This is a genomic window from Pseudomonas sp. FW305-E2, from assembly GCF_058782925.1.
Genome location: NZ_JBYSYE010000033.1, coordinates 1 through 18,242 on the forward strand (window position 1 = coordinate 1; position 18,242 = coordinate 18,242).

The following is an 18,242-nucleotide window of genomic DNA, read 5'->3' on the forward strand; positions in this document are numbered from 1 at the left end:
CACTGATCTGCGGTGGACACACACACCGGCGTTGGACACAGGCCGTTGTAGGAGCGGGTTTACCCGCGAAGAGGCCCTAGAAGCTAGCACACCACTCACGCCACGCACCCTATTGGTGCGAGATGATCAAAAAACGCATCGTAAGGGTGCACTTTTACCCGCTAACCCAACGCCAAATGCCCGCAAACGCCCCCTTTTATCCCACCCTCGCCATTTTCGGGCACTGGCATGCAATTTGCTCCCTTGTGAGGCAGGTAAGCTTGGCCGACTATCCGCGCCCGGCAACACCCTTTTTCCAGGGCAGCGGCCCACCGCGCTCTAGACCATCCGGAGGACAACATGTCGAAGTCGGTTCAACTCATCAAAGATCATGACGTCAAGTGGATTGATCTGCGTTTCACGGACACCAAAGGCATTCAGCACCACGTGACCATGCCGTCGCGTGATGCGCTGGACGAAGACTTCTTCGAAGTCGGCAAGATGTTCGACGGTTCCTCCATCGCTGGCTGGAAAGGCATCGAAGCTTCCGACATGATCCTGATGCCGGTCGACGAAACCGCCGTTCTGGACCCGTTCACCGAAGAACCAACCCTGATCATCACCTGCGACATCGTCGACCCGTCGAGCATGCAGGGCTACGATCGCGACCCACGCGCCATCGCCAAGCGCGCTGAAGAGTACCTGAAGAGCACCGGCATCGGTGACACCGTATTCGCCGGCCCAGAGCCTGAGTTCTTCATCTTCGACGAAGTGAAGTTCCACTCGGACATCTCCGGTTCGATGTTCAAGATCTTCTCCGAGCAGGGCTCGTGGATGACCGGCGCTGACGTGGAAGGCGGCAACAAAGGCCACCGCCCGGGCGTGAAAGGCGGCTACTTCCCGGTTCCGCCGTTCGACCACGACCACGAAATCCGTACTGCCATGTGCAACGCTCTGGAAGAAATGGGCCAGACCGTTGAAGTTCACCACCACGAAGTGGCGACTGCCGGCCAGAACGAAATCGGCGTCAAGTTCAACACCCTGGTGAAGAAGGCTGACGAAGTACAAGCGCTGAAATACGTCGTGCACAACGTTGCCGACGCTTACGGCCGTACCGCCACCTTCATGCCGAAGCCACTTTACGGCGACAACGGCTCGGGCATGCACGTGCACATGTCGATCTGGAAAGACGGCAAGAACACCTTCTCGGGTGAAGGCTATGCCGGCCTGTCCGACACCGCCCTGTACTTCATTGGCGGTATCATCAAGCACGGTAAGGCCCTGAACGGCTTCACCAACCCGTCGACCAACTCGTACAAGCGTCTGGTCCCAGGCTTCGAAGCCCCGGTAATGCTGGCCTACTCGGCTCGCAACCGTTCCGCCTCGATCCGTATTCCTTACGTTGGCAGCCCGAAAGCCCGCCGTATCGAAGCACGCTTCCCGGACCCATCGGCCAACCCGTACCTGGCCTTCGCGGCCCTGCTGATGGCTGGCCTGGACGGCATCCAGAACAAGATCCACCCAGGCGACGCGGCCGACAAGAACCTGTACGACCTGCCGCCAGAAGAAGCCAAGAACATCCCGCAAGTGTGCGGCAGCCTGAAAGAAGCTCTGGAAGAGCTGGATAAAGGCCGTGCGTTCCTGACCAAGGGCGGCGTGTTCTCCGATGACTTCATCGATGCCTTCATCGAGCTGAAGAGCGAAGAAGAAATCAAGGTCCGTACCTTCGTACACCCGCTGGAATACGAGCTGTACTACAGCTGCTGATCTGATTGGCGCCTCGCGCCGATGACATGATCACAACGGCCTCCCTCGGGAGGCCGTTTTTGTTTTCATACATGCGAATCAGAACGCCCCTACAAGCAGCAGTTGGTCAACTGCGCACAATCCATTCTCCCTCTGTATGGAGAACACCATGCGCCTGGCCATCACGTCACTTTGCTTGCCGTTTGCCTTGATCGGCTGTATCGCTCCTGAAGCCTCCCAGCCTGAATTCAACCCACTCCTATCCAACATCGAGTACCGACTGGACCTGGCCAGCTCGGTTGCACTGCACAAGTGGGAACACAACCTTGCCGTAGCAGCGCCCGAGCGCGAGCGCGAAGTCCTTGCCCTGGTGCGCCAGCAGGCTGCCGACCATGACCTCAGCCCTGAACGCGCCGCAGCTTTCTTCAGCGACCAGATCGAGGCCAACAAGCTGATGCAATACACCTTGCTCGATCGCTGGGTCACGCTAGAGCAGAGGCCATCAGCAGCCGTCCTTGATTTGGTCGACCAACTGCGACCTCGTCTGGACAAGCTTCAGGCAACGCTTCTGTTCGAGTTGGGGCGCTTTGACCGGCACCCTCCAAAGGACTGCGCGCGTAAACTCGCCAACGCCCTGCACGCCCGCACCAATGACCCGATACGCCACCTTGTCCTGGTCCGGGCGACCGCACAGCTGTGCCCGAAACACTAGATGCGTCAATGCTCTATATTGGTGCATAACAACACCAAACGCTCCGCCATGCACCCCAAAACAGGTCGTGCGGAGCGCCCGCTCAGCACATTTTGATCCGATTAAGCGCAAATCCAGGCCTTTCTCAGCTATTTCCGCTTCTTTTCGGAGCCTTGGTTTGTTTCTTGCATTTTTTGCAGGAAGAGAGTCTCGCATCAGCGGATCCACAGCACGCCCGGTTCTGGCCCCAAGTGCCAGGCAAGCGCCAAACGAGGTCAACGACGCCTTATGACCATCAGCGATGCACAGCACCGTCTGCTTCTGGACAACCTGACCACCGCCACGTTGCTGCTCAACGCCGAGCTGCGCCTGGAGTACATGAACCCGGCCGCAGAAATGCTGCTGGCCGTCAGTGGCCAGCGCAGCCATGGGCAATTCATCAGCGAGCTGTTCACCGAATCGACCGAGGCGCTCAGTTCGCTGCGCCAGGCGGTCGAGCAGGCGCACCCGTTCACCAAGCGTGAAGCGCAGCTTACATCGCTGACCGGGCAGACCATCACCGTCGACTACGCGGTAACGCCGATACTGCATCAAGGCCAGACCCTGCTGTTGCTCGAGGTGCACCCGCGGGACCGTCTGCTGCGCATCACCAAGGAAGAGGCCCAACTGAGCAAGCAGGAAACCACCAAGATGCTGGTGCGCGGCCTGGCCCACGAAATCAAGAACCCCCTTGGCGGCATCCGCGGAGCGGCCCAGCTACTGGCCCGCGAACTGCCCGAGGAAGGGCTGCGCGACTACACCAATGTGATCATCGAAGAGGCCGACCGCTTGCGTAACCTGGTCGACCGCATGCTGGGCTCCAACAAGCTGCCGTCGCTGGCCATGACCAATATTCACGAAGTGCTGGAGCGGGTGTGCAGCCTGGTCGATGCCGAAAGCCAAGGGTGCATCACTTTGGTGCGCGATTACGACCCAAGCCTGCCGGACGTGCTGATCGACCGAGAACAGATGATTCAGGCCGTACTCAACATCGTGCGCAACGCCATGCAGGCGATCAGCTCACAGAATGAGCTGCGCCTGGGTCGCATCACCTTGCGCAGCCGTGCCCTGCGCCAGTTCACCATCGGTCACGTGCGTCACCGCCTGGTAGCGCGGGTAGAAATCATCGACAACGGCCCGGGCATCCCGCCGGAACTGCAGGACACCCTCTTCTATCCCATGGTCAGTGGCCGCCCGGACGGTACCGGGCTGGGCCTGGCCATTACCCAGAACATCATCAGCCAGCACCAGGGCCTGATCGAGTGTGAAAGCCACGCTGGCCATACCGCCTTCTCGATTTACCTGCCTCTGGAACAAGGAGCCACCGCCTCATGAGCCGAAGTGAAACCGTATGGATCGTCGACGATGATCGCTCCATCCGCTGGGTCCTGGAAAAAGCCCTGCAACAGGAAGGCATGACCACCCAGAGCTTCGACAGCGCAGACGGTGTCATGGGACGCCTGGCACGCCAGCAACCCGACGTGATCATTTCCGACATTCGCATGCCTGGCACCAGCGGCCTCGACCTGCTGGCGCAGATCCGCGAGCAACACCCGCGCCTGCCGGTCATCATCATGACCGCCCACTCCGACCTGGACAGCGCCGTGGCCTCGTACCAAGGCGGTGCCTTCGAGTACCTGCCCAAGCCATTCGACGTCGACGAAGCGGTATCGCTGGTCAAGCGCGCCAACCAGCACGCCCAGGAGCAGCAAGGCCTGGATGTGCCACAGAACCTGGCGCGCACCCCGGAAATCATTGGTGAAGCCCCGGCGATGCAGGAGGTGTTCCGCGCCATCGGCCGCCTCAGCCACTCCAACATCACCGTGCTGATCAATGGCGAGTCCGGCACCGGCAAAGAACTGGTGGCCCACGCCCTGCACCGGCACAGCCCACGCGCAGCATCGCCGTTCATTGCCCTGAACATGGCCGCCATCCCCAAGGACTTGATGGAGTCGGAGCTGTTCGGCCATGAGAAAGGCGCCTTCACAGGTGCTGCCAACTTGCGTCGCGGCCGTTTCGAGCAGGCCGATGGTGGCACGCTGTTCCTCGACGAAATCGGGGACATGCCTGCCGACACCCAGACCCGCCTGCTGCGTGTGCTGGCCGATGGCGAGTTCTACCGCGTGGGCGGCCATGTGCCGGTCAAGGTCGACGTGCGCATCATCGCCGCCACCCACCAGAACCTGGAGTCACTGGTGCAGGCCGGTAAGTTCCGTGAGGACTTGTTCCACCGCCTGAACGTGATCCGTATCCATATTCCGCGCCTGGCCGACCGCCGCGAGGATATCCCCGCCCTCGCCCGCCACTTCCTTGCCCGGGCGGCCCAGGAGCTGGCAGTCGAGCCGAAGATCCTCAAGCCGGAGACTGAAGAGTTCATCCGCAACCTGCCATGGCCGGGCAATGTGCGGCAGATGGAGAACACCTGCCGCTGGATCACCGTGATGGCCTCCAGCCGCGAAGTGCTGATCGGCGACCTGCCACCCGAACTGCTGAACCTGCCACAAGACGCCGCGCCGGTAACCAACTGGGAGCAGGCCCTGCGCCAGTGGGCCGACCAGGCATTGGCGCGCGGGCAGACCAGCCTGCTGGACAGTGCAGTGCCGAGCTTTGAACGGATCATGATCGAAACGGCACTCAAGCACACCGCCGGCCGCCGTCGCGATGCCGCGCTGTTGCTGGGTTGGGGGCGCAATACCCTGACGCGCAAGATCAAGGAGCTGGGGATGAATGTGGCCGGGGGGGATGATGAGGAAGGTGATGACCACTGAGCTCTGAATTAGCTTTTTAGATTGCTGGGGCTGCTTTGCAGCCCATCGCGACACAAGGCCGCTCCCACAGGATCACCTCTGCCCCCTGGCTGATGCGATCCTGTGGGAGCGGCCTTGTGTCGCGATGGGGCGCAAAGCGGCCCCAGTCATTTCAGCCTTCTGAATGCACCGTTCCTGTGCCGGCTGCACCTCTCGAAGGCACAAATCCCCTCAAAATCCGGCCAAATCACCCGCTAAGCCCAGTATTCACGGCTTTTGCAAAACTGGCACGCCCCCTGCAATAAGCAATACATCTCCAGTTTCGGGGGCCCTGGTACAGGCAGGCCGGGTGAACCCCTCTTTTATTTGCAGCACCGCCGCTTTTGGGGACCTCGGTACAGGCAGGCCGGGACATCCCCCCTTTATACGCAGCACCCCTTTTGGGGACCCTGGTACAGGCAGGCCGGGATATCCCCTCTTTTATTCGTGCAGTTTCACTTGCACCCGCCAGCGCCCAGCGTCCTCTGCACCGGCCCATTCGCCGTGCAGGGGGCGCGCGGCCACCACCGTCAACAACAAACCTTCCTTGCTGTGCTGTACCCGCCAGCTCACCGGCTTGCCCTGCAGGCTGAGCTGCCCTTGCTGAGCCTTGCCCTGGGCCTGAAACAGCAACGCCACCGTCCCTTCCACGTTCTCGCCATGCAGCTTGGGCTCTTCGTTGAACCACAGCTCCAGGCCATCCTGCGTCGCTTGCACCTGCTGCAGCTCACGCTCGTCCGGCGTAGTCAGGCGACCGATCATCAGCCCTACCATCAAGCCAACGATCGCCAACGACAGCATCACCCGTGGGAAGGCCTTCGAACGCACGTCCGGTTCAGGGGTAGAATGCCCGTCATCTTCACGTTTGGAGCCGTGCATGTTTCACGTCATCCTTTTTCAACCAGAAATTCCGCCGAATACCGGCAACATCATTCGTCTATGCGCCAACAGCGGCTGTGCCCTGCACCTGATCGAACCCATCAGTTTCGAACTGGATGACAAGCGCCTGCGCCGCGCAGGGCTGGACTACCACGAGTATGCCACGCTCAAGCGCCACGAGAGCTTGGCCGGATGCCTGGAAAGCCTTGGCAACCCACGGTTGTTCGCCTTTACCACCAAGGGCTCGCACCCGTTCCACGAAGTGGCCTTCCAGCCGGGCGACGCCTTCTTGTTCGGGCCAGAGAGCCGCGGGTTGCCGGCCGAGGTGCTGGATAGCCTGCCGGCCGAGCATCGCCTGCGCCTACCGATGCGGCCAGGGTGCCGTAGCCTGAACCTGTCCAATACCGTGGCGGTGACGGTGTATGAGGCGTGGCGGCAGAACGGGTTTGCCGGGAGCTGATGTGTTGCCTGTGCGGGCCTCTTCGCGGGTAAACCCGCTCCTACGCAGGCCGAGAGAACGGCGCAATCCCCTGTAGCGGGTTTACCCGCGAAGAGGCCCGCGCCGGCAACAAAAAAGCGCCCCGAGAGGCGCTTTCTTGATACCGGCAGTAATTACTGCACAGTAGGCGCTTCACCCGCTTCCTGCATACGCTGCATTTCTTGCGCGTACAGGGCGTCGAAGTTGACCGGCGACAGCATCAGCGCCGGGAACGAACCGCGGGTCACCAGGCTGTCCAGGGCCTCACGGGCATAAGGGAACAGGATGTTCGGGCAGAACGCACCCAGGGTGTGGCTCATCGAAGGCGCATCGAGGTTGGCGATCAGGAAGATACCGGCCTGCTGCACTTCAGCAATGAAGGCCACTTCATCACCGTTCTTGACGGTAACCGACAGGGTCAGCACGACCTCGTGGAAGTCACCTTCCAGGGATTTCTGCTTGGTGTTCAGGTCCAGGGCAACGCTCGGTTCCCAGGTCTGACGGAAGATCTGCGGGCTTTTCGGGGCCTCGAACGACAGGTCGCGCACATAGATGCGCTGCAGGGAGAACTGAGGGCTGTTGTCTTCTGCAGCAGCGCCGTTGGTCTGTTGGTCAGTCATGTCAGATCCTTATCCTAATGTTTTTGAATGCAGTGCAAATCAGGCCGCCAGCAACGCGTCGAGCTTGCCCGCGCGCTCCAGGGCATAGAGGTCATCGCATCCACCGACATGGGTACTGCCGATCCAGATCTGCGGCACCGACGTACGGCCGGCTTTCTGACTCATCTCGGCGCGAACCTGCGGTTTGCCGTCGACCTTGATTTCCTCGAAGGCCACGCCCTTGCTCTCGAGCAGGTACTTGGCACGCATGCAGTAGGGGCAGTAGTCGCTGGAATAGACGATGACAGGCTTCATATCACTTCACCAGGGGCAGGTTATCGGCTTTCCAGCTGGAAACGCCACCGCTCAGTTTGGCGGCGTTGTAACCAGCTTTGAGCAGCTCGCGGCAAATGGTGCCGGACTGCTGGCCCATCGCGTCGACGACGATCAAGGTCTTTTCTTTATGCTTGCCCAGCTCGGTCATGCGGTTGGCCAGCTTGTCCTGCGGGATGTTCACCGCGCCGACGATGTGACCGGCGGAGTATTCCTTGGCCGGGCGAATATCGATCACCAGGGCCTTCTCGGCATTGACCAGGGCTGTCAGTTGGCCATTAGTCAGGCTCTGGCCACCACGACGGATTTCATTGACGAGCAGCAGGACCAGCAGAATGAGGAAGATCGCAACCAGGATGTAGTGATCTGTCGCGAATTGAATCAGGTGAGCAACCATCAGCGGTGTTCCAGGCGATTGAAAATGCCGGCCAGTATACACAGCCCCTTGGTGCCACCAAAGCCCGACGGGCCGGCCACAAAACCACCTTCATGTTGCTACCACAGGTGCGCCGGTCGGTGGAATGGGACGAATTTTAGCCGCAGGTGGCGTATTTGCCCTAAAATGCGTGTCTTTATCATCTTTGAACAACCGTGAGTTTGATTGATGACGAGCACGCCCAAACCCCTGGTCCTGATTATCCTGGATGGCTTCGGCCATAGCGATATCCCCGAACACAACGCCATCTTTGCCGCCAATAAACCGGTCTATGACCGCCTGTGCGCCACCCAGCCGCACGGCCTCATTTCCGGCTCGGGCATGGATGTCGGCCTGCCGGACGGGCAAATGGGCAACTCGGAAGTCGGTCATATGAACCTCGGCGCAGGTCGCGTCGTGTATCAGGACTTCACGCGGGTGACCAAGGCCATCCGCGACGGCGAGTTCTTCGAAAACCCGGTACTGACCGGTGCTGTGGACAAGGCAGTCGGTGCTGGCAAAGCCGTGCACATCCTCGGCCTGCTGTCCGATGGTGGCGTACACAGCCACCAGGACCACTTGGTGGCCATGGCCAAACTGGCCGCCCAGCGTGGCGCTGAAAAGATCTACCTGCACGCCTTCCTCGATGGCCGGGACACCCCGCCACGCAGCGCGCAGTCGTCCATCGAACTGCTCGACGCCACCTTCGCCAAACTGGGCAAGGGCCGCATTGCCAGCCTGATCGGCCGCTACTACGCCATGGACCGCGACAATCGCTGGGACCGCGTCAGCGCCGCCTACAACCTCATCGTCGACAGCACTGCCGAGTACACCGCTGACACGGCCCTGGCAGGCCTTGAAGCGGCTTACGCCCGCGACGAAAGCGACGAGTTCGTCAAGGCCACGCGCATTGGCGAAGCCGTCAAGGTCGAAGATGGCGATGCCGTGATTTTCATGAACTTCCGCGCCGACCGCGCTCGCGAACTGTCGCGTGCATTCGTAGAGCCAGACTTTACGGAATTCGCCCGTGCGCGCCTGCCGAAGATGGCGGCGTACATCGGCCTGACCCAGTATTCGGCGAAGATCCCGGCACCGGCAGCCTTTGCCCCGTCCAGCCTGAACAACGTGCTGGGCGAATACCTGGCGAAAAACGGCAAGACCCAGCTGCGCATCGCCGAAACCGAGAAATACGCCCACGTCACCTTCTTCTTCTCGGGTGGCCGTGAAGAGCCGTTCGAAGGCGAAGAACGCATCCTGATCCCGTCGCCGAAGGTCGCCACCTATGACCTGCAACCGGAAATGAGCGCACCAGAGGTGACCGATCGCATCGTCGAAGCTATCGAACAGCAGCGCTTCGACGTCATCGTGGTCAACTACGCCAACGGCGACATGGTCGGCCACACCGGCGTGTTCGAGGCGGCGGTCAAGGCCGTCGAAGCACTGGATACCTGTGTAGGGCGCATTGTCGATGCACTGGACAAGGTCGGCGGCGAGGCCCTGATCACCGCTGACCACGGCAACGTCGAGCAGATGGAAGACGAGTGCACCGGCCAGGCGCACACCGCGCACACGACCGAGCCGGTACCGTTCATCTATGTGGGCAAGCGCAACGTGAAAGTGCGTGAAGGCGGCGTGCTGGCAGACGTGGCGCCGACCATGCTGAAGCTGCTTGGGCTGGAAAAGCCGGTGGAAATGACCGGTACCTCGATTCTGGACGACGCCTGAATGTCGAAAGGGGCTGCGTTGCAGCCCCAATTGCACATGAATTCCAGACAAACGCCCCCCTGCATCCGCAGCGAGGCGTTTTTTTTGCCTGCCCAGGCGGGCATACTAGGCCAGTCTCCATCCTTGGTACGCCAAACCCCATGCTTCGCGCCCTGATCCTCCTAGCCCTGTCTTGCCTGCTCAGCCCGGCCTTCGCCGATGAGCGTGCGCAGACCCAGCAGCAACTGGATGCCACCCGCCAGGACATTGCCGAGCTCAAGAAAACGCTGAGCAAGCTCCAGGAAGAAAAGGCAGGTGTGCAAAAAGACCTCAAAGCCACCGAAACCGACATCGGCAACCTCGAAAAGCAGGTGGAGGCCCTGCAGCAAGAACTAAAAAAGACTGAAGGCGAGCTGGAGCGCCTTGATACCGAGAAAAAAAAACTCCAGAGCGCCCGCGTTGAACAACAACGACTGATCGCCATTCAGGCCCGTTCGGCTTACCAGAACAACGGTCGCGAGGAATACCTCAAGCTGCTGCTCAACCAGCAGAACCCCGAGAAATTCGCCCGCACCCTCACCTATTACGACTACCTGAGCAAGGCGCGCCTGGAGCAATTGCGCACCTTCAACGAGACCTTGCGCCAACTGGCCAACGTCGAACAGGAAATTTCCAGCCAGCAACAACAACTGCTGGCCCAACGCACCGACCTCGACAGCCGCCGCCAGGCCCTGGAAACCGAGCGCGCCAAGCGCCAGCAGGTACTGGCAAAGCTCAACAGCGATGTAAAAGACCGCGATCAGAAGCTGCAAGCGCGCGAACAGGACCAGGCCGACCTGGCCAAAGTCCTGAAGACCATCGAGGAAACCCTCGCCCGCCAGGCGCGTGAAGCTGAAGAGGCACGCAAGAAGGCCCTGCTGGCACAGCAGGAAGCAGAAAAACGCCGCCAGCAGGAAGCGCTGGCCGCCGCCGCTGCCCGCGACCGGGCCCGTGAGCCCGCAGAGCCAGTGGAACCGCCGAAAAAGGCCCGCACCACCCTCGGGCCGATGGTTTCCAGCGATGGCGCGAACTACGGCGGCGCATTTTCTGCTGCGCGGGGCAAACTTCCATGGCCAGTCAATGGTCGATTGCTGGCACGCTTCGGTGATGCCCGCGGTAGCGACGCTCGTGCCAAGTGGGACGGGGTTATGATTAGCGCCAACCCAGGCACCCAGGTACGTGCCGTGCACGGCGGGCGTGTGGTATTCGCGGACTGGTTGCGCGGCGCCGGGCTTCTGGTCATTCTCGACCATGGCAACGGTTACCTGAGCCTGTACGGCCACAACCAGAGCCTGCTCAAGAATGCCGGTGATATCGTCAAGGCCGGTGAAGCCATTTCCACCGTTGGCGACAGCGGTGGCCAGGACGCGGCAGGCTTGTATTTCGCTATCCGCCAGCAAGGCCGGCCTGCCGACCCTTCGCAGTGGTGCCGGGGCTAGGCTCTGTACGAAAAGTCTTGAGACGCAGGTCAGGCAAGGCGAAAACAGCCGAGGAACGGCCGGGGTCGCGCCCGACTGTACTGGAGTACATGAGCATTCCGAGGCTGTTTTCAACGCAGCATGAACAAGTATCAAGGCTTTTCGTACAAAGCCTAGTCACATTTCTACGGCGCAGCCTGAGTGCTGCGCCGATGCTCCCCAGGGAGCGCTTACAGGATCAGGAGTTCGTTCGACATGCTGCACTCGCCTCGTCTCACCCAGCTGGCCCTGTCCATCGCCCTGGCGGTCGGCGCGCCCCTGGCCACCGCCGCAGAGCCGGCCAAGGCCGCCGCAGTGCCAGCCACCGAGGTGACCGCCAAGGCGCCACTGCCGCTGGAAGAACTGCGCACCTTCGCCGAGGTCCTGGACCGCATCAAGGCCGCCTACGTCGAACCCGTAGACGACAAGACCCTGCTGGAAAACGCCATCAAGGGCATGCTCAGCAACCTTGACCCGCATTCGGCCTACCTTGGCCCCGAGGACTTCCAGGAGCTGCAGGAAAGCACCAGCGGCGAGTTCGGCGGGCTGGGTATTGAAGTAGGCCAGGAAGACGGCTTCATCAAGGTGGTTTCGCCAATCGACGACACCCCAGCCTCGCGGGCCGGCGTGCAGGCTGGTGACTTGATCGTCAAGATCAACGGCGCCCCGACCCGCGGCCAGACCATGACCGAGGCGGTCGACAAGATGCGCGGCAAGGTCGGCGAGAAAATCACCCTGACCTTGGTACGCGACGGCGGCAACCCGTTCGACGTGAACCTGACCCGTGCAGTCATTCAGGTCAAGAGCGTGAAGAGCCAGCTGCTGGAGAACGATTACGGCTACATCCGTATCACCCAGTTCCAGGTCAAGACCGGTGACGAAGTGGGCAAGGCCCTGGCCAAGCTGCGCAAGGACAACGGCAAGAAGCTGCGCGGGGTGGTGCTGGACCTGCGCAACAACCCAGGCGGCGTGTTGCAGTCGGCAGTGGAAGTGGCCGACCACTTCCTGACCAAAGGTCTGATCGTCTACACCAAGGGCCGCATCGCCAACTCCGAGCTGCGTTTCTCGGCCGACCCGGCCGATGCCAGCGCAGGCGTGCCGCTGGTGGTACTGATCAACGGTGGCAGTGCATCGGCATCGGAAATTGTCGCCGGCGCCCTGCAGGACCAGAAGCGCGCCGTGCTGATGGGCACCGACAGTTTCGGCAAAGGCTCGGTGCAGACCGTGCTGCCACTGGCCAACGACCGCGCCCTGAAGCTCACCACTGCGCTGTACTACACCCCCAACGGCCGCTCGATCCAGGCTCAGGGCATTGTCCCGGACATCGAGGTGCGCCCGGCCAAGCTCACCGCCGAAGCCGACACTGAAAACTTCAAGGAAGCCGACCTGCAGGGCCACCTGGGCAACGGCAACGGCGGCGCCGACCGCCCGACCGGCAGCAGCAAGCGCAAGGAGCGCCCGCAGGATGACGACTTCCAGCTGAGCCAGGCACTGAGCCTGCTCAAGGGCCTGAACATCACCAAGGGCGACTGATCCACCCTATGCGTTATCTGCTGTGTCTGTTGTTTTGCCTGATGGCCGGAATCGCGCAAGCGGCGCCGGCCAACAAGGCCTACATGAGCATCATCATCGACGACCTGGGCCAGAGCCCCGAGCGTGACAGCCGTACCCTGGCCCTGCCCGGGCCGGTGACCATGGCGATCATGCCCGACACCCCGCATGCCACCGACTTTGCCCGCCAGGCGCACAAGGCCGGCAAGACGGTGATCCTGCACATGCCCATGGACCCGGCCACCGGGCCCTATGCCTGGCACCCGGGCATCGCCATCGAAGAACTGGCGCGGCGCCTGGACGCAGCATTGGTCAAGGTGCCCTACGCCGCCGGCATCAACAACCACATGGGCAGCCGCATGACCGCACAGCGTGAACCCATGGCGTGGTTGATGGGCGAGCTGCAGCGGCGCCATCTGTTCTTTGTCGACAGCCGCACCAGTGCCGCCACGGTCGCCGCAGCCGAGGCTCAAGCACACGATGTCGCGCATGTGTCACGGGATGTATTTCTGGATGACGTGCGCACGCCGGAAGCCATCGACGCTCAGCTGCAACAGGGTATTGCACTGGCCCGCAAGCAAGGCTCGGCCGTATTGATCGGCCACCCCTACCCGCAGACACTAGCGGTACTGGAAAGTCAAATTCCACGGCTCAAGCAATTGGGGATCGAACTGGTCACGCTGCAACAGATGATCGCCACACGTGGCAACCAGGCCATGCCTGCACACGGCAAACATGGCCGTTACAGCAACCGCTAACATTCGCTGATCGCGGCGCTGGGCCACCCGGGCGAATGTTCAGAGGTTGAACGGAATGACATCCTTGGCCTGTGCATAGGTCAGGTTACCCCGATAAATGCTCAGTACCTGCCCCTCGCTCGCCGCCTTCATTTGCTCGCGATACCCCATCTTGCGCTGGCTCCACAGCTTGAGATGGCCTTTGCCAAACGCCGTCGGCGCCGCCTGCGAGTCGGCAAAATGGAAATGCGCGGCCCACAAGGGTTTACCTCGACTCTCACCGGGCGCACGCAACAGGCTGATCCGGTACTCGTCCAGATAGCCATCGGAAACCACCTGCCGAGGCCCGACATATTCCACGGCGAGCAGCCCCTGTTGATGGAGAAAATTGAGCCCTCTGGAACCTGGATAGCGCGTCTTGCTGTAAAGCGCTACCAAACAGTCGCGGCGGGCCTGACGCAACTGAATCAGCGCATCGTCCATGCCCGCCAGCAGCGCGTGCTCGGCGTTGGCATCGCTGAGCTGTTCACGCAGCTCGGCCACTTCGTTGATCTGGCCGTCCAGCATCGACATCAGGCCCATGTCGTCAGCATCCTTGGCAACCAGGGCTCTGGCTTGAGCGATGACATTTTCGTTCTGTGCCAGCATGGCCTCGGCCAGCTCCCGGTTGTTCCTTTCGGACTCCGGCGTAGAAGTCCGCGATGGCTGTTCCGGTTCGCCCGCGGCTACCTCTTCAACCCAGGTGTTTCCCTGTTTCTGGAAGCGATGCAGCGCGCTCTTGTTGAAAGCCGCTACAACTTGCAGCACAGCCTGCCCCTCGACCACCGATTCGCTGCCAATGACTATCTGACCAGCCCGCGTATGGGCCACCTGCAGGCTCTTTCGTGAATAAACCGCACGACGTGTGCCACGGACCTGCCCGTCCGCCTGCTCGCGCATGGCCTCGACCAACGCCTCACCGGCTATGGTTTTCAGTTCCACCATCTGTTGCTTGTAGGCCTCAAGGCGCTGGACATCGATGAGCTTGCTGCCGAGTGTCTTGATCCGTTCGGCGTTGAGAATCGCCGCGAGGTATTCGTCCCACGCACTTTGCAGCACCTCGATTCGTTCGGCGACAGGCAAGTCACAGAACATCAGCAGATGATGCGTTTGTGCGGCCACCCGCAGACGCTGACTGGCGAGCGCATGGCGGAAGATCATGTAGTGCTGGGTAGGCGTGCCTTTGTGCCACTGCAGGGCCAGCTCGACCAGGCCCATGGCCTGGAAAAAACGGATGTTGATCGTGGTCGTCTTACGGCTCGCGATAATGCTCGAGACGGTCAGAGTGGAATTGATGTAAGGCACTTGCATGTCGATATCGGTGATGGCCAACAGGCGATCCAGCTGGCTGGAGACATTGATGATCCTGGGCTGCTCTTCAAGCAACTTCTCCAACATCGTCCGGAACCTGACATACAACTCGGCCTGTTTCTCTGGCGGTGCGTCATTGAGCGCATTGGTGAGTTGGTCGTATTCCCTGAACCCTCCCAAGGCCAGGAGCTCATCAATGAAGAACATGCCAAAGCTGATCAGGTTCTTGCGGACCTGGCCCAAGAGTATCCGTTGATCTCTCACGCTGCCGACGTGCGTCGAGGCGCTCGACTTGTCAAGCACGTAGGTAATGTTGCGTTCGGCCTCGAGATAATCAAGGAACAATCTCTCGTTCAAGGGCAGGCGCTGGTTGCGCAACGTATTCGTCTGCTCTTGCAACTGCTGGAACTTGAGCTTGAACAACGCGGTAGCCTGCTCGAATTGCGCACGTTCGTCTGGGTCGGTGGGTGGCGCCTTTTGCAACCGATCCTCGACTTTTTTAACCGGATCACGCAAACCGACAATCTGCTCGCTCAACGCGTTGAAATCCTTCGTGGCAGCCTCCGCGGTCAAGATAAGCCGCTCTATCTCGGCCTGAGCCTTGGCGATCGGCCCGCTAAGCTTCTTGCGCAGTCGCTCGCGGGCCAACTCGCCGGAGCGATCATTGCCACCGTGCAAGCGCGAATTATTGAGGTGCCAGACATCGCCGTCGCGCATCAGGTAGGGCCCAACCGTGCCGTCCGAACCGATGATGCGAAACGCTGCGTTATCAAGGCTGACTCGGTAGACATTACCGTCCAGAGACACATAGAAATCATCCCCAATCCGCACCAGCCCCGCAGCCACGCCCTGCGTCTGCGGTTTACGCCCCTCCAGCGAAACGCTGGCCGCCAACGCCCGCATTTGGCCGCGCTGGGCACTCGACAGGCCGTTGAGCCCCCCAGCCCCACGCCAGGAAAAGTCGAGGTGGGTGTTGGCCATCGCCTGCAGGCTGTCGACCGAGACGCTGGGCTCCCGCGTCGCGGTGGAAAGGTTCGCCAGCTCGATCCCATCGCCTGCAGCTGGCCCCTGGAGCAGCGATGGCGGCAGGTCGCCAGAGACGGGCGGGGCTGCCAGCTTCGGCGTCTGCAGGTGTATCAGCGCCAGCAAGGTGTTGTTCAGCACATCGACCATCGCCTGGATGCGCTCGTCGAAATGTGAACTGGCCAGGCCATGCACATCGTTGATCAAGCTGCGCATGCCGATATAGAGCCAGGCAACCGAGGTGAGCGGCCCCGGTAACACCGGAAACACAACATTCAGCAGTTCCCAGGAAAATGCCGTGACCAGCCGCCAGCGCACCTCGCTGTTGCTCATGGCGCTGCGATCCGCCAGCTCCAGCAACATCCGGCCCTTGGCTTCGAACATCTGCCGATCCACGTCCCGCGCCCAGAATTGCAGCGCCAACTGAACAGGCTGCGGTTTCTCCGGGAGGGTGTAAGGGTCGAGCAGCCATTGGGGCAGGTGCGGCTCCCGGAAGCCGCCATTATCGTAGACCGCGCGCTGAGCTTGCTCGATCCACAGCAGCACACTGTCCTGCAACGCCCCCGGGCGGCTGATCGCATCCAACAGTGCCTGAGCGCTGCCGAACTGAATCAGCGCCTTTTCGGTGTACAGCGGGCAGTACAACAGATGAACACCCAACTCGATGATTTCGATCACGTAGAAACCATGCGCCACGTCGACCCTCTCTGATGTCGGCGAGCGTTTGAACGCAAGCGGTGCAATCCGCACAGCGGCTGCACCTTCTTGGCCGCTACGGCAGAATTCTGCCAGGGCGCCGTAAGCGAACTTGTCGAGCCGTTTGACGGCACGCGCCCGCGCAGCATCGAACATCAGTGTGATACGCCAGCGTATGGCAAATGCCGAGATGTGTTCGGCCCGGCTCGCCGAGCGATCGATCATCGACTGTACATGACGTGGATAACTGCCGCCGATGTCGACTCGCTGTACCAGCTCACGGACGTAATCAATGGTCATCCACTTCATGATCAGCTGGTTTTCACGGTGCGCGATGTGTGTCACCACCCCTCCTGCGGTGGCATCCAGGCGGCCGATCGCCAACTGCGTCAAAGTCAGCTTCTTGTCGCCGGTCTTCTGGCCGAAGCCCAGCCCGTGACCGTCACTGACAAAGCGCTCGACAGTGAGGATAAGGTCATCAGGAAAGTAATTGGCGTCCACCGGGTGGTCATGCAGCATCTCCTCGCGCAGGCGCGTCGCCGCATAGGTGTGCAAGTCCGGCAGACCGTCCTGAATGCCCTGGGCTGGGGTGCGCTGTTGCAGTAGCGACAAGTCGAGCATGGCTTGTAGGTAGGCGGTCTGGCTATCCGTATCGGCTCGCGACAGGCCCTTGGGGAGCGCCAAGCCCAGCCCACCGGAGCCATAGTCACTGAACTCGGCAAAAAAGGACGCGGGGTCGCAGGCCAAATGGCAGTAATGCTCCAGTTGGTCGACGCTGTCGATCGCACTCCAGCGCAGGCGGGCCACGCGCTCGAGCAAGATTTCCAGCAACAAGGCGCTGTACAGGGCGAAAGCGTCGCCCTCCACAGTCAGGCCTTGCCAGCTCAACTCATCAAACCGGTAACGTCCCGCCATCTGCATTTGCAACGCCGAGCCGAACGCAGCCTGGGCGTCGAAACTGCGGACCAAGCCTTCGGGAGAACACCAGAGTGTCAGTTCGCGAACTTCACTGGAGGCGGTAATCAGCAAACCGGGCAACAGCTCATGGAACGTGTCTTTACCCTCACGTAACGCCACCCGCACCAGCTGCACATCGAGCCCGGTACGGTTGCCCATCATCAGGTCACGCAGCAGCTTGCGTTGTTCGTCGTCCAGCGCTTCGTCCTTCAGGCCGTCGAGCAGGTTGGCGCGCAACAACTGCTGCAACCACAGGTCCCGGTCGATCGTGGCGTCGCCGTTCCAATAGTCGATCTGCGCTTGCTGGAAGTGCCAAAGCAGCATCGGCAGCAACGCGTTGAGGCCATCGGTCAGGCGCGCGGGCTCGATCAAATCGCCCTCAGCAGTTTCGAAGCTCGACTCGATGGCGAAAAAGCGCCTGGGCGGGTTCAGGCTAAGGCGGTAGTCACCCGCTGGGGTGAGGTCCAGTGGTTTAGCCTCAAGCAGGGCCTGCAGCACAACATCCACCAGCGGCTGAGGGTGCCAGACACCATCCGGCTGCATGGACATCAGGTACAGCGGTGCAGCCGAGGTCATTTCAGGGCGATGCACGCCAACCAGAGGATAGTGCTCCAGGATCACCTTCATGATCTGTTCACCTGCGACCTGCCGGAATGCAGGACGGCTGGCGAACTGGGCGGCGACTGCGTGATTGAGGTTGTGCGCGTGAGTGGCGGGCATGACCAGGACTCGTTGTGGAATGAACCACAAAGCGTCCTGGAGATGTTATCGAATGAGGTGCTA

At 61.1% G+C, this 18,242-nt stretch carries 14 protein-coding genes; 9 read left to right on the forward strand and 5 right to left on the reverse strand.

Annotated features, from left to right (window positions below; genetic code table 11):
- Positions 1-339: 339 nt before the first annotated feature.
- From glnA to ntrC, 4 genes are all read left to right on the forward strand, one after another.
- Positions 340-1,746, forward strand: coding sequence for a type I glutamate--ammonia ligase (gene glnA, locus AC3WLP_RS20530; protein ID WP_003249219.1), 1,407 nt, complete (start codon positions 340-342; stop codon positions 1,744-1,746).
- 148 nt (positions 1,747-1,894) lie between these two features.
- Positions 1,895-2,437 (forward strand): gamma subclass chorismate mutase AroQ, encoded by a 543-nt coding sequence (gene aroQ / locus AC3WLP_RS20535; RefSeq protein WP_012053934.1) that lies wholly within the window; start codon positions 1,895-1,897, stop codon positions 2,435-2,437.
- A 267-nt stretch (positions 2,438-2,704) separates the two neighbouring features.
- Positions 2,705-3,790: a nitrogen regulation protein NR(II) gene (gene glnL / locus AC3WLP_RS20540; RefSeq protein ID WP_003249215.1), complete on the forward strand. Its 1,086-nt coding sequence runs from the start codon at positions 2,705-2,707 to the stop codon at positions 3,788-3,790.
- Positions 3,787-5,223: a nitrogen regulation protein NR(I) gene (gene ntrC, locus AC3WLP_RS20545; RefSeq protein ID WP_003249213.1), complete on the forward strand. Its 1,437-nt coding sequence runs from the start codon at positions 3,787-3,789 to the stop codon at positions 5,221-5,223. Before glnL ends, ntrC begins: the two co-directional genes overlap by 4 nt.
- A gap of 459 nt (positions 5,224-5,682) precedes the next feature.
- Here the strand turns inward: ntrC and AC3WLP_RS20550 are convergent, their stop codons facing one another.
- A complete protein-coding gene (locus AC3WLP_RS20550; RefSeq protein ID WP_003249211.1) occupies positions 5,683-6,120 on the reverse strand; it encodes a hypothetical protein in 438 nt (145 codons plus the stop codon).
- On the opposite strand from AC3WLP_RS20550, the gene trmL reads away from it, so the two are divergent.
- Positions 6,119-6,580, forward strand: a complete 462-nt coding sequence (gene trmL, locus AC3WLP_RS20555) for a tRNA (uridine(34)/cytosine(34)/5-carboxymethylaminomethyluridine(34)-2'-O)-methyltransferase TrmL (RefSeq protein WP_003249209.1) — start codon at positions 6,119-6,121, stop codon at positions 6,578-6,580. The two genes, AC3WLP_RS20550 and trmL, sit on opposite strands and share 2 nt — an antisense overlap.
- Before the next feature lie 152 nt (positions 6,581-6,732).
- Here the strand turns inward: trmL and secB are convergent, their stop codons facing one another.
- From secB to AC3WLP_RS20570, 3 genes are read right to left on the reverse strand one after another with little or no spacing between them, the layout of a single operon-like run.
- Positions 6,733-7,218, reverse strand: coding sequence for a protein-export chaperone SecB (gene secB / locus AC3WLP_RS20560; protein ID WP_003249206.1), 486 nt, complete (start codon positions 7,216-7,218; stop codon positions 6,733-6,735).
- 39 nt (positions 7,219-7,257) lie between these two features.
- Positions 7,258-7,512, reverse strand: a complete 255-nt coding sequence (gene grxC / locus AC3WLP_RS20565) for a glutaredoxin 3 (RefSeq protein WP_003249204.1) — start codon at positions 7,510-7,512, stop codon at positions 7,258-7,260.
- A gap of 1 nt (position 7,513) precedes the next feature.
- A complete protein-coding gene (locus AC3WLP_RS20570) occupies positions 7,514-7,927 on the reverse strand; it encodes a rhodanese-like domain-containing protein (protein ID WP_012053935.1) in 414 nt (137 codons plus the stop codon).
- Between the two features lie 207 nt (positions 7,928-8,134).
- Here AC3WLP_RS20570 and gpmI point away from each other — a divergent pair, with 207 nt between their 5' ends.
- The 4 genes from gpmI to AC3WLP_RS20590 all read left to right on the forward strand — a co-directional run bounded on the left by gpmI (position 8,135) and on the right by AC3WLP_RS20590 (position 13,454).
- Entirely contained in the window at positions 8,135-9,670 is a 1,536-nt protein-coding gene (gpmI, locus tag AC3WLP_RS20575; protein WP_088512565.1) for a 2,3-bisphosphoglycerate-independent phosphoglycerate mutase, read from the forward strand.
- 140 nt (positions 9,671-9,810) lie between these two features.
- Positions 9,811-11,127 (forward strand): murein hydrolase activator EnvC family protein, encoded by a 1,317-nt coding sequence (locus AC3WLP_RS20580; protein WP_012053937.1) that lies wholly within the window; start codon positions 9,811-9,813, stop codon positions 11,125-11,127.
- Between the two features lie 234 nt (positions 11,128-11,361).
- Entirely contained in the window at positions 11,362-12,678 is a 1,317-nt protein-coding gene (locus tag AC3WLP_RS20585; protein ID WP_004576741.1) for a S41 family peptidase, read from the forward strand.
- An 8-nt stretch (positions 12,679-12,686) separates the two neighbouring features.
- Positions 12,687-13,454 (forward strand): divergent polysaccharide deacetylase family protein, encoded by a 768-nt coding sequence (locus AC3WLP_RS20590; protein ID WP_003249191.1) that lies wholly within the window; start codon positions 12,687-12,689, stop codon positions 13,452-13,454.
- A gap of 39 nt (positions 13,455-13,493) precedes the next feature.
- On the opposite strand, the gene AC3WLP_RS20595 is transcribed toward AC3WLP_RS20590, so the two are convergent.
- Positions 13,494-18,179, reverse strand: coding sequence for a dermonecrotic toxin domain-containing protein (locus tag AC3WLP_RS20595; protein WP_088512566.1), 4,686 nt, complete (start codon positions 18,177-18,179; stop codon positions 13,494-13,496).
- Positions 18,180-18,242 lie beyond the last annotated feature (63 nt).